At 62.9% G+C, this 15,669-nt stretch carries 9 protein-coding genes; 2 read left to right on the top strand and 7 right to left on the bottom strand.

Translation table 11 applies throughout. The features are described 5' to 3' along the window. Positions 1-4 precede the first annotated feature (4 nt). Positions 5-1,201 (bottom strand): SorA family sulfite dehydrogenase catalytic subunit, encoded by a 1,197-nt coding sequence (gene sorA / locus JOZ76_RS10510; protein WP_291698566.1) that lies wholly within the window; start codon positions 1,199-1,201, stop codon positions 5-7. A gap of 619 nt (positions 1,202-1,820) precedes the next feature. Between sorA and JOZ76_RS10505 the strand changes: the two genes are divergently transcribed. Further along, positions 1,821-5,174 carry an adenylate/guanylate cyclase domain-containing protein gene (locus JOZ76_RS10505; protein ID WP_291698565.1) on the top strand — a complete coding sequence of 1,118 codons (3,354 nt, stop codon included), beginning with the start codon at positions 1,821-1,823 and terminating at the stop codon, positions 5,172-5,174. Between the two features lie 43 nt (positions 5,175-5,217). Here JOZ76_RS10505 and JOZ76_RS10500 read toward each other — a convergent pair whose 3' ends face one another. From JOZ76_RS10500 to JOZ76_RS10485, 4 genes are all read right to left on the bottom strand, one after another. Then, positions 5,218-6,627 carry a patatin-like phospholipase family protein gene (locus tag JOZ76_RS10500; protein WP_291698564.1) on the bottom strand — a complete coding sequence of 470 codons (1,410 nt, stop codon included), beginning with the start codon at positions 6,625-6,627 and terminating at the stop codon, positions 5,218-5,220. Between the two features lie 231 nt (positions 6,628-6,858). After that, a complete protein-coding gene (locus JOZ76_RS10495) occupies positions 6,859-8,376 on the bottom strand; it encodes a porin (protein WP_291698563.1) in 1,518 nt (505 codons plus the stop codon). Positions 8,377-8,787: 411 nt separating this feature from the next. Further along, the gene (locus JOZ76_RS10490) at positions 8,788-9,042 is read right to left on the bottom strand and encodes a hypothetical protein (RefSeq protein ID WP_291698562.1); all 255 of its coding nucleotides are present in this window, start codon (positions 9,040-9,042) and stop codon (positions 8,788-8,790) included. A 665-nt stretch (positions 9,043-9,707) separates the two neighbouring features. After that, positions 9,708-11,444 (bottom strand): adenylate/guanylate cyclase domain-containing protein, encoded by a 1,737-nt coding sequence (locus JOZ76_RS10485; protein WP_291698561.1) that lies wholly within the window; start codon positions 11,442-11,444, stop codon positions 9,708-9,710. A 242-nt stretch (positions 11,445-11,686) separates the two neighbouring features. Between JOZ76_RS10485 and JOZ76_RS10480 the strand changes: the two genes are divergently transcribed. Beyond that, complete coding sequence (locus JOZ76_RS10480; RefSeq protein WP_291698560.1) at positions 11,687-13,216, top strand: glycosyltransferase family 39 protein; 1,530 nt, start codon at positions 11,687-11,689, stop codon at positions 13,214-13,216. Between the two features lie 3 nt (positions 13,217-13,219). Here JOZ76_RS10480 and JOZ76_RS10475 read toward each other — a convergent pair whose 3' ends face one another. After that, complete coding sequence (locus tag JOZ76_RS10475; protein WP_291698559.1) at positions 13,220-14,254, bottom strand: YcjF family protein; 1,035 nt, start codon at positions 14,252-14,254, stop codon at positions 13,220-13,222. Next, positions 14,251-15,669 (bottom strand): YcjX family protein (locus tag JOZ76_RS10470; protein ID WP_291698558.1); only part of this gene is annotated, 1,419 nt, incomplete at its 5' end. The genes JOZ76_RS10470 and JOZ76_RS10475, both read right to left, overlap by 4 nt.

The following is a 15,669-nucleotide window of genomic DNA, read 5'->3' as shown; positions in this document are numbered from 1 at the left end:
TCCCTCAGCTCGCGGTGACGCGCACGGTTTCGACGACATTGCGCAAATAGCCGGCTGGATTCCAGCGCGGCTCCATCGGCTGTACGTCGCCGGCATTGCTGGTGGCGCGAACCTTGAGCTCTGCGGGTCCGGCGGCGAGCTTGACGGGCAGGCTCCATTCCCGGAACGAGTATTTGCCGAGATCCTTGCCGAGCTTTGCCGGCAGCCAGCCCTTGGCCCCGTCGATCGACACGGCAACCTCCTTGATGCCGCTGCCACCGTCGAAGGCGATTCCCTTGAGGCGGGTGGTGCCCGCCTTCAGCTTGGCGCCGTCCGTGATGTTGGTGATGAACGAGCGCACGGTGAAGCGGTTGATCGGGATGGTTGCCTTCGGGGCCGTGCCCGGCTCGACGCAATTGCAGGGCGTGTCGGGAATGCGATAGGCGGATTTCATCCAGAAACCGTCGAACACATCGTCGATCACGGTGATCTCGCTGAGATGCTTGACCCAGTAGGTGCCGTAATAGCCGGGCACCACGAGCCGCAGCGGAAAGCCGTTGAGCAGCGGCAGGTCGTCGCCGTTCATGCCGTAGGCCAGCATCACATCGCCGTCGCGTGCATGGTCGAGATCGAGTGCCTTGACGAAATCCGGCGTCTTGTCGAACACCGGCCCATCCATGCCGTTGAACGTGACCTGCCTGGCGCCCGCCTGCACCCCGGCCATATCGAGCACGCTCTTCAGTGGCACGCCGCGCCAGCGCGCATTGCCCATGGCGCCGTTGCCGAGCTGGCCGCCGGCGACGCGCGGCTCGAAAAAGCCGCGGCTGTTGCCCGAGCATTGGTTGACCGCGACGAGCTCGACCGCCGTCAGCTTGCGGATGTCCTGCAGCGACAGCTTTTGTGGACGATCGACCTTGCCCTTGATCTCGAGGGTGAACTTGTCCGGATCGATGTCGGTGGGGATGTTGGCGAGATGGTAGCGGACGAAGAATGCATTGTTCGGCGTCAGCGGCCCGCCATTGAAGACCCCGAACGGCGTTTCGAGCTGCGGCGGCCGGCTGGTCAGGCAGATCATCGGCCGCTTCTGCGGATATTTCACCAATGGCCGCTCGCCATTGTCGAACGGCAGCGTCACCGTGTCGGCCAGCGCCGCGAGCGGCCCGAAGGTTGTTGCGGCCGCGGCCAAGCCGGCCTGCCTGATCAAGTCACGCCTGCTCAGCACCTGCTTGCTCCGAAGCTTCATCATTGCCGGCCTGGTCGTCACCGGACCTCGATACCAATCCTCGCATCGCATGCGCGGTTGTCAAATCCTGCTTTCGGCGTGCACATGCGTTTGCGGTGCGGGATCGTCCTCCATCTTCTCGGGTGGCGGAAACCGCCCCCAACCGTTCACCATTGTCACACCCTCAAAGTGCAGAGGGCGCACGGAATGCCGGACCAGGACCGGTGGAGCAAGGCTCACCGTTTCAGGCCGCACCAATTGTACTGAAGGCGTGAACCCAGGACGATCTTGTGCGACCTAATAATAGGTGCCTGTTGGATCATCGGCACTGCGCGCGACGAGATCGGCGACGCCACCCGCAAAGAAGCGCTTTATCGGTTTTCCGCGAGACCTCTACGGCGACAGCGTTTCAAACAGCCGGGGTCAGATCCGGAAGTACCCAGAAGTCTCCGAGTTCCTCGAGACGAGCCGGTCACCCGAAACTCCAAACGTTTGTTGGTCGATGGCTCCGGGTTAAGAAGCGTGTCGGTATTGCGGTGGCGCCAACTGGACGGATTGTCGCGGGGCCAATAGCTCCTCGCTGGGAGTGCTATAGTTAGGCGGAAGCCATGAGTTTGCCATGACAGCGATTGCGGAATGGCTGGCATCGATCGGCTTGAGCGAATATGCCGAGTGCTTCGTCAAGAATGCCATTGACCCCTCGGTCCTCTGCGATCTGACTGAGCAGGACTTGAAGGATCTTGGCGTCCTGCTGGGACATCGGCGTAAAATGCTGCGCGCGATTGCGGAGCTTCGAGGAGACGTCCCTCCAGCGGCCCAGATCGGGAATAAGCAGGCACCGCAGCAAGGTGCCGAGCGCCGTCAGCTCACAGTCATGTTTTGCGATCTGGTGGGCTCGTCGGCTCTTTCGGTAAGGCTTGACCCGGAGGACCTGCGAACGGTCATCAGCGCCTATCAGGGGGCCATTGCCGACGTCATCGCCAAGAGCGATGGAGTCATTGCTCGCTACATGGGCGACGGCGTTCTCGCCCATTTCGGATTTCCCCAGGCACATGAGGACGATGCCGAGCAGGCGATACGCGCGGGATTGGCGTTGGTCGATACCATTGCCAAGCTGAAGACGGACATCGGCACTGCGCTCCAGGTTCGCGTCGGTATCGCGACCGGAATGGTCGTGGTCGGTGACGTGATCGGCGAAGGCGTCACGAAGGAGCAGGAGGTGGTTGGTGAGACGCCGAACCTGGCTGCCCGACTGCAGTCGCTGGCAATGCCTGGTACAGTTCTGATTTGTGAGAATACGCGTCGATTGACCGAAGGGCATTTCGAATATCGCAATGTGGGACCGGTCATGCTGAAGGGATGGGCGGAACCACTACCAGCTTGGGAGGTGTTGGGTACGAGCGGTGCGGAAAGTCGTTTCGCAGCGATGCACAAGACCCAGCTGATGCCGCCGATCGGGCGCGAGGAGGAAATCGACCTTCTGCTACGTCGTTGGCAGTCCGCGAGGACTGGTGAGGGCAGCGCCGTCGTGTTGACCGGCGAGCCGGGGATTGGGAAGTCGCACATTACCCTGGCGCTCGAAGCAAGGCTGAAGCAGGCCGAGCCGCACACTACGGTGCGTCTCTTCTGCTCCGCGCACCACACGAACAGTGCGCTCTACCCATTCATTCGTCACCTGGAAAGGGCTGCGGGGTTCGAGCGAACCGACTCGCCCGGCGCCAAATTCGGCAAACTCGAGGCTTTGCTGTTGCGATCCGGTGCTGACGCGAACCTGGTTGTGCCACCCCTGGCGAGCCTGCTGTCCCTACCCGCGGGAGCCCGCTACCAGATGCCCGAGCTGAGCCCCCAAAAGCGTAAGGAGATGACGCTGGCGGCGCTCATGACACAGTTTACTGCGCTCGCTGCGCGCCAGCCGGTGTTCATTTATTTCGAAGATGTCCACTGGGCTGATCCTACGTCGCTCGAACTTCTTTCGCTCACTTTGGAGAAAATGCCGCAGCTACGGGGGCTGCTGCTCATTACAGCGAGGCCGGATTTCAAGCCGCCTTGGCCAGGCCACGCGCATGTGACGACGATCTCGCTGACGCGTCTCAATCGAGAGAACGGCGCCGCCCTGATCGGGCGCGTGACGGCCGGCAAGACACTCCCAACCGAGGTGATGGAACAGATCCTCGCCCGTACTGACGGCGTGCCGTTGTTCGTCGAGGAACTGACCAAAACCGTTCTGGAAAGTGGCTTGTTGCAGGAACGGGACGGACATTACGTGCTTGGCAGAGCCCTGCCTCCAGTGGCAATTCCGACGACCTTGCATGCATCTCTCATGGCGAGGCTGGATCGGCTTGCTCCGGTCCGAGACATTGCGCAGATCGGTGCTGTTGTGGGCCGGGAGTTCTCCTACGAGTTGCTGAGCATCGTCTCAGGGCTTCCCGCACGGAGACTTGAGGAGGCTCTTGCCGAACTGGTGCGATCGGAGCTGATATTTTGCCGGGGCGAGATCCCCCGAGCGATCTACACCTTCAAACATGCGCTTGTGCGGGATGCTGCCTACTCGGGTCTGTTGAAGACCCGGCGCGCAGCGCTCCATGCCGTGATTGCCGACGTTTTCGAACAACGCTTCCCGGAAATCGTGGAAACCCAACCCGAAACCGTGGCGCATCATCTCACCGAGGCGGGACTGTTCGAAAAAGCAGCAGGTTACTGGTTGCTGGCCGGCAAAAAGGCCGCCATGCGCTCGGCAAATCTCGAAGCGGTCGCTCACTTGGATCGGGGTATCGCGGCCTTGCAGCACTTGGCCGACGGTGCACAAAAGGACAAATTGGAGCTGGATTTTCAATTCGCGCTCGGGCCCTGCCTTATCGCCACCCAAGGCCCAGCCGCCAACAAGGCTGTGGTGACCTTCACACGAGCGCGCGAACTTTGCGAGCGCCTTGGCGACCCACCCGAGCAGCTGCAGATCATGTTCTGGTTGACCACCGCGAGTGTCATTCGCGGCGAGTTGCCGGTTGCGCAAGAGACGATCGCAGCCCTGCTTCAACTTGCAGAGACGCGCGGTGATCAACCGGCGTTGCTCAATGCGACACGCGGTCAGGCCATGATTCGCCTTTTCATGGGACGCCTGATCGACGCCCGCGAAGCGATCGAGCGTGCTCTTGCGGAGTTCGAGGCATGCTCCGACGATGACAGACTGGCCGCTCGAGCGGCCGGCCAGGATGCGGGGGTTGCCGATCTCGCGCTGATGTCCTGGATACTCTGGCTGCTCGGGCACGTCGACGAGGCGGTCGTGCGCATCGACGCAGCCGTTCAACGCGCGGACGCAATCAATCATCCTCATTCGCAAGCCTACGCCTGCTACTATGCCTCCGTTCTCTACGCGCTTCGCGGCGAGATATCGCGTGCACAACGCTATGCGGAACGCTGTCAGAGTTTGTCGGAGGAGCACAGATTCCGCCAATGGATTGGATTGGCGCAAGCCATCCGTGGCATTTGCGGCACATTGCGCGGTTCGCCATCCCCTGCTGTCGAAGAGATTCAGGCCGCCATGGACGAATATCGTGGCGCCGGCTACCAGCTGGGGATCACGGTGCTGTACGTGCTGTTGTGTCAGGTCCAGCTCCTTAGCGGAGATTGGCAGGCTGCGCTGGCCTTGATCGACCAGGGCCTCGCGACGACCAATCGCAACAGCGAACGGATATTCGCGGCCGAGTTGTACCGGCTGAAGGCGCGCACGCCGACTGCCCGCGCCAACCCTGATGCCGCCACTGAGCTGCTCCATCGGGCGTTGGCAACGGCGAGATGTCAGCACGCCAAAGCCCTCGAACTCCGAGCGGCGACCGACCTCGCAACGCTATTCATGCACCAGGGTAGAGCCGACGAAGCGCGCAACGTGCTCACGCCGATCTACGGCTGGTTTACCGAAGGATTTGAGACGCAGGACCTCAAGGAGGCCAAATCCTTGCTCGATCAGCTGCGATGACTCGGTCGGGGCAGGGGAGCCCAGACCGACCGTGCCCTCATTCTCAGGCCAGTGCCTTCTTCAGCTCGTGATACCGTTGTCGTATCTGTTGCCACTCCGGATCCTGCGCGGGATTTTCATTGATGAAGAGCGGCTCGCCGGGATGAGACGTATTCTTCTTTTCATGATACGTCTTGATCGCTTGTTTGGCTGAGTCTCGCCCCAACCGTCGTCCGTTGTCCAGGTTGCTGTGATTCCATTTGAAATTGATGTGGCCGGGCACATGAATCTCGACGACGGTGCCGTTCCATACGGAATTGTCGCCGTTCGCACGGTGCCCGTTCGAGTCCTCCGCTTGAGCCGCCTTTGATTTTTGAGCTTCGGCCTTTGCCGCCTTCGAATTCTTCGTCGAATTCTTGGCCTTCGAAGCGTCGCCGTTCCGACGGTCGTACTTGACGTGATATTTGAACAGCTTGACGTCATCTTCACCAACGCTGGCCGCGAACAATTGGCAGAGATTGGCCAGAGCATCGTGAAGATTCTCCGGCTTTCGTATCTGCTGGGAATCGACGATCCGGCTGATCCAGACTTCGTCGATTTTCTGACCCCTGACTTCGAGCTCGAGCAAGCCTTCGAAATTGACCGTGTCGACCAGCGCCCCCTCGCAGTAGGTCGTTCCGTCGATCTCCACGGTCTCTTCGACGAAAGGAAGCGCCGAGCACGCGCACAAGGATTGCGCGGTGATAGGCCCCTTGTACTCGCCGTTTTTCGGGCGCTCGATCCTGTGGTTGGCAAAAAAGGCGAGTTTTTGGGTGTCAAGATTCCACGCGTTGTGAAAAATGAATGGCTTGCCGTCCTCGGAAAGCCGGTCAAACCTGATTTTTCTCATGAACTCGCTGTCAGGGTAGTTGATCCTGGAGAGACCATTGAACTTGGACAGGTACATCAGCGATGTGAGATAGCGGATGGCTGGATTGGGAGCCATCACCTGGTTAAGAATCCACCTATTGAGGTCTCCTTCGTCCAATTTCTTCGCTCTCCTCATGCCGCGTGGCATGAAGTCATTCAGAATCGACATCGACTGCTGGACATAGTCGAACATCTTGTAAGGCTGTAATTGAAAGTCCTTATAGCTCTTGGGATCGGCAACGAATTCGTAGAATGCGTCGATGGTGCTGCGCCAATCGGGTCCGAATACGGTGTTGATCGGGAAGCGTTCGTAGCCTTCATCATCTCGGAATACGCCGTCCCGGAAGAACCGGTAGGTATCTTCGACCTTTTCGGCTGCAGTCCTTTTGTCGGACTGGTTGTAGACCACACCGACCCATGCGCCGATGCAAGACAACGACCACACATCGAAAGTTATCGGTGGATTAGCATTGGCGAGAGCGTCCAGAACTCCAATGTGCAGCCCCGCTGCCGGCCCACCACCACCAAGCGTAATTGCTCTACGCGGCTCTCCGTTGGTTGGCATTTGAATACTCCTTGTACAATATCAACACACTCCAATCACGTTTTTGAAAATTCCGAACAGCCAACAACCTAGTTACTTTTGAAATGAATGGAAAGTGTCCCACGCTCAGCATTGCCAACGGCACCAAGTATGACAGTAGGGCTGACGCAGGCCAGGTCGCCCCGCGAAAGACGAACGAGGCATCGCGAAGAAGGGGCACAACGCGGCGCCCCTTTCGGTATAGGCAGATAGCTAGAAGTCAAAGGTCATACCGGTCGTGACAGCTTCCGCCTTGTTGCCGGCGACCACGTTGTTGTTCGCGTCGCGGCCGCAGACGCCGTAACCGTGCCCGCTCACGCCCAGGCAATAATGCGCACCCGGGCCGTTGCGAAGATAACTGCCCACGACATACCAGCTCACGAACGGACTGAAGTGGTACTTCAAGCCGACTGCATATTGGTCGGCACTGCTGTCGAGCGTATTGAGCGCGAAGTCAGCCGCTCCGGCGGGGGCGGTTGCGCCCGCCACGAACGCATTGTTGATTCCGGTGCCCGGAGACCCCGGGGACGCGTTGGCATGGGCCCATGAACCACTGATGTCCCACTGGCCGATCGTTTGCGTCGCGCTCATGAAATATCCGTCGCGCGAACGTTCGTCGAAGGCGGCGACCGTATGCTCCCGGCGCATGCGCTCGTAGATTGCGTAGAGCTGCAAGCTGCCGATGCCGTCGTTGAACTTGTAGCCGGCACCCACTTTTGCCGCCCACTCGTTGGCGATGCCGACGGCTCCGGGTGGTACGGTGAGCACTCCGCCGTTGCCCAACGGAGTGACCGCCTCGTCGCCCGTGCGATTGGTGCCCTCGTGAAGTTCGTAGGCGCCGATCGCCGTGAACGGTCCGTTGTTGTAGACGAGCGAGACGCTGTAGAGGTTGCCGTAAGAGCCGTCGGTACAACCTTCGGGCGCCGATGTCAGCGGGAAGCCGCTGCCGCTGCCGCGGGCCGACGTGCCGGGACAGTTGAAGTCACCGAGCGCGAAGTCGCTGTTGTCCCTGGCGGTGTTTTGTCCGGGTGACGCCATGATGGTGGCCTGAAAACCGTTCCAGATCGGAGATTCGTACCAGACGGCGTGCGCGGCCCGCCAATCGAACTCGGCGCGCAGATCGCCGCCGGTGTTGCCCATGATCGAATTGTAATCGCCAAGTGTCGCGGAGAACGGATCGAATTTGGCCGTCGATTTCTTGTATGGCGTATCGGATTTGCCGGCCTTGAGCGCGCCCCATGGGGTCTCCATTCCGATGAAGCTGTCACGCGTTCCGAACGCCGCCCGCTCGGTTGGAACAGCCGCGACCTCGATCAGCGACTCGAACTGTGCCACCGCCGCCCAGCCCGGGTATCCATAGGCCTCCAGATTGTGCCGCGCCCTGACGCCGAAATAGGTCAGATTGCTGGAGACGCCGGCCTTTGTGCCCTGGTCGTAGACGCCGGGATTGAAGACGTCGCCGGAGACATCGACGTGGCCGTAGAGTGTGACCGTCGTGTTGTCGATGAGCGCGTTGCCGCCCGGGGCCTTGCTGTAGATCGGGGCGCCGCCGATGCTGACAACGGCGTGTTCCGGCGCGGGCGAAGGCGCAACGGCTGCGTGCTGCACCGGATTGCCCTTGACCGCCGGTGTGGCCGCGGCAACTGGCGCCGCCCCCTTTGTCGCGGACATGTCCTTGAGCTTCTGGCGTAGCTCGGCGTTTTCCTTCTCGATCTTGTCGAGGCGCCGCATCACGTCGTCGAGGGTTGCAGAATGCGCTGCGCCGCTGAACGCGATTAAACATAGGGCGGCGCAAGCCGTCCCCGAAAGGAGCTTAATTTTCATGGCGATTCCCCAGTCTTTTGCCCGGTTACGAATTTGGACTGGGACAGGCTAATGTATGCCAGATGCCAGCAGGAAGTGGTGCCATGGTGCGATTTCAAAGAAATGTGATCTGTCACATTAAAGCGACATTTCGTCGCAGCTCGCGTAAGGTTGCTCCACTAATCCTCGTGACTTCAGTTACTTGCGCCTTTGTAGGAAATTGACCGTCTTGCAGCTTAAGAGCTGTGTATCAGAGGCGGCACATTTTAGACGTGTGATTCAGGCGGCCGCAGCGCCCTGCATCGGCAGGCGTCAGGAATATTTCGACGAATCGGCGGTTCAATCCGTCCAGGGCTTCTCGCCGCGTCCGATGCGTTCGCTGATATCGGACTGAAAAGCCGCCGGCCCAAAGGCAAACCAGTCCTGGTCAATCTGATAGATCAGCAGGCGCTTCTTCTCGAAGCTGAAGGTCTTCAGCCAGTCCAGCGCCTTCTTCTTCGGGCGAGTCCCGACCGGAACCGCGACATCGACCGGCAGGCCGCGCCAGAAAAAGTTCGCGGCAAGCAGGATCAGATCCGACCGGTCGGGGCGCATCCATTCTGGCAGCGGACTGGAGACTGCAAGCCATCCGCAGATGAACTCACGACACGGATGCTGCGGTCGTTCGCTGTAGATCGAACACCGATGTGCGACGCTGAATGGACATGGCTTGCCCGGCGCGACCCGATGCCCGCGCACTTCGATCTGCAGCCAGCCGTCGCAGCATGCCGTGCAGCTTTCGCAACTCCGTGCCACTTTTTCACCCGTCTGGAGACGACTGCATCAAATCGCAAGGCGACATTCGTCGGGCGCGACCGGCAGTCCGGCTGCATCGTTGGATGAGTACGCTGTCGTACCAGCCGGCGCAATTCGCAGCGTTCGTTATCGCGGGTTGCGATAAGCGTGGTTTGCCGGCCGGCTCGGCACGGCAAATGGGTTCGGATACATGTTACGTGTATCGCACAATTGACAACCGTTCGGACCCCACGGCTGGGTTGCCGCGAATCCGCATAACGGCAGCGCCATTCGTTCGGCGACTGCGGGCGGCACGGGTTGTTGGCCGCCTTCGCAATAATACGCGGCGGCTGGATTCGCGCCGGAAACGATCAAGAGTGAAAGCGGCAGCAACAAACTGTATCTCACCTTAGCCTCCATTGCGGGTCTCACGTCCGGAGCCTGTCTCACCTCAGAGTTATGACGGTCTGCGTACTGGGCCGGCATCACGCTGCGACCGTTGCTTTGCGATCCAGCAGCGCCGAGAGGTTGGCGGCATGCGCCACCACCCGCACGCTCATCGGTTCGGCGCGGCCGCGGATCTCGACGTCCTGCTGCGGCAAATCATCGGGCGCAAGTCCCGCGGCAAGGCGGACCTCGTCGGACAGGATCGCCTCGCAGGCGAGGCCCTTGGTCATGTCCTGCAGCCGTGCCGCGACATTGACCGCGTCGCCGAGCGCGGTGAACACCATGTGGTTGCGGTAGCCGATATCGCCGACGATGACCTCGCCGCCATGAATGCCGATGCCGAAGCGGATCGGTTCGCGCAGATCGTGTTCGAGAAACCTGTTCAGCTCCTCGACATTGGTCGCGATTTTGGCCGCGGCCTGCACCGCCTGCTGGCACGCGGCCTGCGGCGCGGCCGCCAGCCCGAACAGTGCGAGCATGCCGTCGCCGATGAACTGGTTGGGCTGACCGCCGCAATCGATCACCGCCTGCGACACCGCGGCGAGAAAGCGGTTGACGATGAACACGGTATCGAACGGCAGGCGCTTTTCCGCCAGCTGGGTCGAGCCGCGCATGTCGACGAACAGGCTGACGAGATAGCGCTCCTGGCCGATGCGCTGCGGATGCGTCGCATGCGCGTTGGCCGACGCGGTGTTCGCCGTGAACAGCTGGAAGAACGACAGATCGTCGGTCGGCCTGAGCTGGCAGGCGAGCCGGACCGAGGGATCGCCGGCACCGACCCGTGCGAGCACGAAAGCCTCTCGCTGCGACGGTACGGGCAGCGTGCTGCTGTCGCCGATCACGCGAATCCGGCAGGTCGAGCAGCGGGCGCGGCCGCCGCACACGCTGGCATGCGGAACGTTGTAGCGCAGGCTCGCCTCGAGCACGGAAAGACCCTTGGCGACGCGGATGGTGCGGCCATTGCCATAGGACAGCGTGATCATGCCGCCGCGCCGCTCGTTGAGCGAGCGGGCGCCGCGTGCCAGCAGCACCAAGGCGACCAGGCCGAGATAGCCGAGCAGGGAAAAGCCGGTGATCCGCTCCAGCGTCTGTTGCTCGACCGGCGTTCCCATCTGCCGCGGCGACAGATTGCTCGCCTGCCAGTCGTGGCTGGCGCTCTCGGCCGCGACAGTCCGGCCTCCCTGATAGATCCCGAGCAGGGCCAGCGTCGGCACCAGCAGCGCGGCCGCGAAAAGATAGGGGGCGGCGCGCGCGTAGAACGGCTTCATGCGCAGCCAGAAATGCAGACCGATGCAACCATGCAGCCAGGCGATGATCAGCACGGCCGTGATGACGAAGAGCCGGGCCGGCGGGCCCATCCAGAATCCATAGAGCACCTGGGGATAGAGCTTGTCATGTCCGAACAGGGTGTAGCTGAGGCGGACGCCGACCACATGGGCCACGACCAGCGCGGGAACCGAGAGGCCGAGCACGAGCTGCAGCGGCTCGACCGCCTTCCAGCGAAACTCCCTGCGCTGGTAGAGCGCCCACAGGCCGAGACCGGCATGAATTGCCGCGGCCGCATACAGCGTGATGGCCACGGGGAGGAATCGCCAGAACAGCGTGTGATAGTAGACGCCGGCGGCCAGCGCGTCGGTCGAGATATTGCCGAGCGCATGGTTGAGGAAATGGCTGGTGAGATAGGCGAACAGCACGAGCCCGCAGACGAGCCGGATCTGCCGCACGCCGATGCCGTGGAGCGAGCCCACGATCTCCTCCTGATGGGGCGCAACCATGCGCGTCTCAACCCTCGATCAGCAGGGCGCGCATGATATTCCGTCCTCGTTGCGGCATTGCTTCACCTTCCCGGCAATTCGTCTCAGTGCCTCTCTCACAAGTCGGCGAGAATCGAAAGCAGAAACATTCGCGCCCTGGCGTTGACACCCTTCGGTCAGTCGGGGAAAAGCGCGCCGTGACATCAGCTTCGTCCCCGCTTCGAGCCGAGAAACCGGACCGTCCGGCCCGCCGTCAATTGGCCATGGTGACAGCTCTTGTCGCCGCGATGACGGCGCTGCGGATCGCCTATGCCTGCCTGATCGATCTGCGCACCGACGAGGCCTATTATTGGACCTGGTCGAAGGAGAACGTGCTCTGCTTCCTCGATCACCCGCCGATGATCGCCTGGTTCATCCGCTTCGGCACGGCCATCTTCGGCGACACCAATCTTGGCGTCCGCTTCGCCGGTATTTTGGCGATGCTCGCGACGCAGCTTCTGCTGGCCGACATCGTCCGCCGCCTCACCCATAGCATGCGCGCCGTTGCGTTAGCCGTGCTGATGATGGAGGCGGCGCTGTATTACGGCCTGCTGATGGCCAAGGTCTCGCCTGACATCGCCCTGATCCCGTTTGCGGTTGCGCTGATGTGGTCGCTGGTCCGCCTCGCCGAGAGCGGCGACGCGCGCTGGTGGCTGGCCGCCGGCCTGTTTGGCGGGCTAGCGCTGCTGTCGAAATTCACCGTCGTCCTGATGCTTCCGGCGGTGCTTGCCTTTCTGCTGGTGCCGTCGTGGCGCTTGCGCTGGCTCAGGAGTCCGTATCCCTGGATCGCCGCGCTGATCGCGCTCACCTTGTTCCTGCCGGTGCTGATCTGGAACGCGCAGCACGACTGGGCCTCGTTTCGCTTCCAGCTCGTGCGCGCGACCGCGACCCATGACATCTCGCTGCGCACCGTCGGCGACTATATCGGCCTGCAGTTCGGCCTGGTCGGCTTCGTGCTGCTGCCGGTGGTCTTGTCGGGGCTCGTGCTCTCGACCTGGCGCGGCTACTTCAAAGGCGATGCGGCGGCCGTTCTGCTGTCGACTGCCGTCAGCTTCCCGTTCCTGTATTTTCTGTGGAAGTCGCTGAGCTTGCGGGTCGGCGACACCTGGCCGATGTTCATGTGGCCGACCGGATTTGCCGCGGCGGCCGTCAACATCGCGATGCTGCCGCGCGAAAACTGGCCGGGATGGATGATCAGATCGACCGCGTTCTGGGCGCGCACCGCCGTCGTCACCGGCATCGCCACCGTCGTGCTGGTGTTCCTCTATTACGTCGCCGCGCCCTGGAATTTCATCGGCCAGACCGATCCAATCGGCGGTGAAGCCGGCTATGAGGCGGTGGTCGCGCGCACCGAGGCCGAGCTGAAGGCATCAGGCGCGAGCTGGATTGCGACCTCTGACTACCGCACCTATGCGATGCTGCGCTGGTTCTTGGGTGGCCGCGTGCCGGTGATCCAGGTCAACGAGCGCGGCCGTTTTCAGGGCTTTGCCGATCCCGGCATAGCCGAGATCGCGGGTCATCCCGGGCTCTATGTCGCGCGCGAGCCGGACAACGCCTTGCCGCTGCTCAGCGCGACCACCGCGGTGCGCGAGCCGCTCGGGCGGGTGCAGCGGGTATGGCGTGGCGTCGTGATGGACACCTATGCGCTGGAAAAACTCACCGGCTGGACGCCGGAGCTGTCGCCACCCCCCGACTCGCCGTTGTTTCGCTGGCGCCTGCTCGCGGGCGATATGCGCGCTGGCGCTCTTGCGTGAAAATCACGCCTCGTTCTCCTCGTCGCGCTTGCGCAAGAGATCCTTGGCGAGGTCGGCGAGTGCGGGCCGCGGCAGCGCCGCGAACGGCATCGGCCGCGTCACTTCGATCGCCGCAAGGCCGAGGCGCGCGGTCAAGAGCCCGTTCAGCACGCCCTCGCCGAGCCGCTGCGAAACCTTTGCCGCCACGCCGTGGCCGAGCATCTGCTGGATCAGGCTGTCGCTGGCCGCGACGCCGCCGGTGATCGCCAGATGCGCGATGACATGGCGCATCAGTGCGATCATGCCGAGCGTGCCCGGCCGTCCGCCATAGAGCCGGGCCAGTTGCCGGATCAGCCGCAGCGCGGCCACGAACACGAACAGCATGTCGACCATGGCGCGCGGGCTGATCGCGGTGACGATCGAGACGCGCTGCGCCGCCTGCGAGACCAGCCGCCGCGCCTCGGCATCGAGCGGGCTCATCAGCTCGCGTTCGGCAAGCCGGATCATGTCGGCGCCGTCGATGATCTCGCTTTCATGGCGGTGGAGCGTGGCGCGGGCGCGCGCCAGTTGCGGGTTCTGATGCGCCAGCTTGATGAGATCGCCCACCACGGCGCGGCTCGCCGCGCGATCATCGCTGGCGAGCACCTCGCTGGCACGCTGATGCAGCTTTTCGATGGTCGCCAGCCGCGCCAGCCCAAACACCTCGCGTCCGATGGTGACGACGAGCGCCAGCACCGCCGTAGCCGCGAGCGCGGCGCCGACATAGCCGAGGCTCTCGCTGCGCGCAAAAAGATCCTGCACCAGATTGGCGACGCCGAGCCCCAAAGCCAGCAGCACCAGTCCGCCGCTCGCGGCCCAGAACAGCGTGCCCCAGCGGAAACGCCGCCGGACCACGACCGGCGGCTCGATCACGGCCGGAAGCTGCGCTGGCTCGGCTTCGGGCGTGATGCGCACCGTGCCGCGCGCGGCGCGGCCAGAGTCTTCGGCGTCGACGACCACGACGCCGGGATCGTCGAGCCTGAACGTGGCGGGCCGTCGGCTTTGCGGGCGCTCGCTCATTGCAGTCGGTCTCCGATCAGGAATTGGAGGGCGCGGTCGAGGCGGATGTGCGGCAGGGTGGGCTCGTCCGTTCCGTCGCGTTCGAGCAGCGGCGGGCGGAAGCGCAGGAAGCGGAAATCGCTGTTGTCGGCGGCGTCGTGAGCGAGGCCGCGAAAAGCGCCTTCGCCGGCAAACAGGGCCTGCGCGTCGAGCGGCAGGTCGCCCGGAAAGGTCGCGACTTCGGTCTTGCCGTCAAAGATCTCGCCATTGCCGGTCTCGCCCGGCGCCGGCGTGCCCAGCAGCGACGGCAGTTTTTCGCGGCCGCGCTGCACCTGTGCCTCCCGCGTGGCGCGCACGGCTGAGAGCGCGACCACGTCGATGGCAGCGCCCGTGGCTTCGGCCTTTGCCGCGGCGGCGGATACCGCGTGCCGCAGCACCGCCTCGAGGCGGTCGTGACTCTGATGATGCAGATGGTCGGCTTTGGTGGCGGCGAACAGGATGCGGTCGATGCGCGGCCGGAACAGGCTGGACAGAAAAGTGCTGCGGCCGACGTGGAAGCAATCGAGAATGCCTTCGAGCGCGGCTTCGAGATCGTGCAGCGCCTCAGGGCCGGAGTTGAACGCGGCGAGCGCGTCGACCAGCACGATCTGGCGATCGAGCCGGGCAAAATGATCCCTGAAGAACGGGCGCACCACGATCGCCTTGTAGGCCTCGTAGCGGCGCTCCATCATCGCCCACAGCGAGCCATCGGGCGGCGCGCCGGTTGTCGGCACATCGAGCGGCGCGAAGGTGAGGGCAGGGGAGCCGGCGAGATTGCCGGGCATCAAGAAGCGGCCGGGCGGCAGCAGGCTCATGGCAAAGCGCTCGTCGCGGCAGGCGCGCAAATAATCCGTGAACAGTCTTGCGGCTTTCAGCGTCGCCTGCTCGTCCTCCTTGGCGTCCGCCAGCATCGTCGCAAGCTGCGCGTGCCAGTCTTGCGCAAGATGGGCGCGCGGCTTCTCCCGTGACAGCGCAAGGCTCTCGGCCGACCACTCCGCGTAGCTCTTGGCGAGCAGCGGCAGGTCGAGCAGCCACTCGCCGGGATAGTCGACGATGTCGAGTGTCAGGCTGCGGTCCGCGCCATTTTGCCGCTGATAGTCGATCACGAGGCGGAGCTCGCTGATGTCCACCGTGGAGTCCGGCCAGCAGCGGTCCTCGATCAGGTTTTTCAGATGCCTCTCATAGGCAAAGCGCGGCACGCCATCGTCGGGTTGCGGCTCGAGGCGGGCCCGCGCGATCCGCCCGGTATCGAACGCCTCGAACACCGGAAAGCGTCCGCCGCGCGTCAGCCCGTGGACCAGCGCGGTGATGAACACGGTCTTTCCGGCGCGCGACAGCCCGGTCACCCCGAGACGAACGGTCGGACTGAACAGATGTTCACCATAATCGAGCAGCGC

The sequence above is a fragment of the Bradyrhizobium sp. genome, from assembly GCF_019244115.1.
Classification (GTDB): Bacteria; Pseudomonadota; Alphaproteobacteria; order Rhizobiales; family Xanthobacteraceae; genus Bradyrhizobium.
Note: the sequence above shows the minus strand (reverse complement) of the source record. Positions and strands in the feature narration are given on the sequence as shown.

What these genes read in the sequence shown, in the direction of transcription:
- JOZ76_RS10505 (WP_291698565.1), top strand. Translation starts at nt 1,821, where the DNA reads ATGACAGCGATTGCGGAATGGCTGGCATCGATCGGCTTGAGCGAATAT.
- JOZ76_RS10500 (WP_291698564.1), bottom strand. Translation starts at nt 6,627, where the DNA reads ATGCCAACCAACGGAGAGCCGCGTAGAGCAATTACGCTTGGTGGTGGT.
- JOZ76_RS10495 (WP_291698563.1), bottom strand. Translation starts at nt 8,376, where the DNA reads ATGCGGCGCCTCGACAAGATCGAGAAGGAAAACGCCGAGCTACGCCAG.
- JOZ76_RS10490 (WP_291698562.1), bottom strand. Translation starts at nt 9,042, where the DNA reads ATGCGCCCCGACCGGTCGGATCTGATCCTGCTTGCCGCGAACTTTTTC.
- JOZ76_RS10485 (WP_291698561.1), bottom strand. Translation starts at nt 11,444, where the DNA reads ATGGTTGCGCCCCATCAGGAGGAGATCGTGGGCTCGCTCCACGGCATC.
- JOZ76_RS10480 (WP_291698560.1), top strand. Translation starts at nt 11,687, where the DNA reads ATGGTGACAGCTCTTGTCGCCGCGATGACGGCGCTGCGGATCGCCTAT.
- JOZ76_RS10475 (WP_291698559.1), bottom strand. Translation starts at nt 14,254, where the DNA reads ATGAGCGAGCGCCCGCAAAGCCGACGGCCCGCCACGTTCAGGCTCGAC.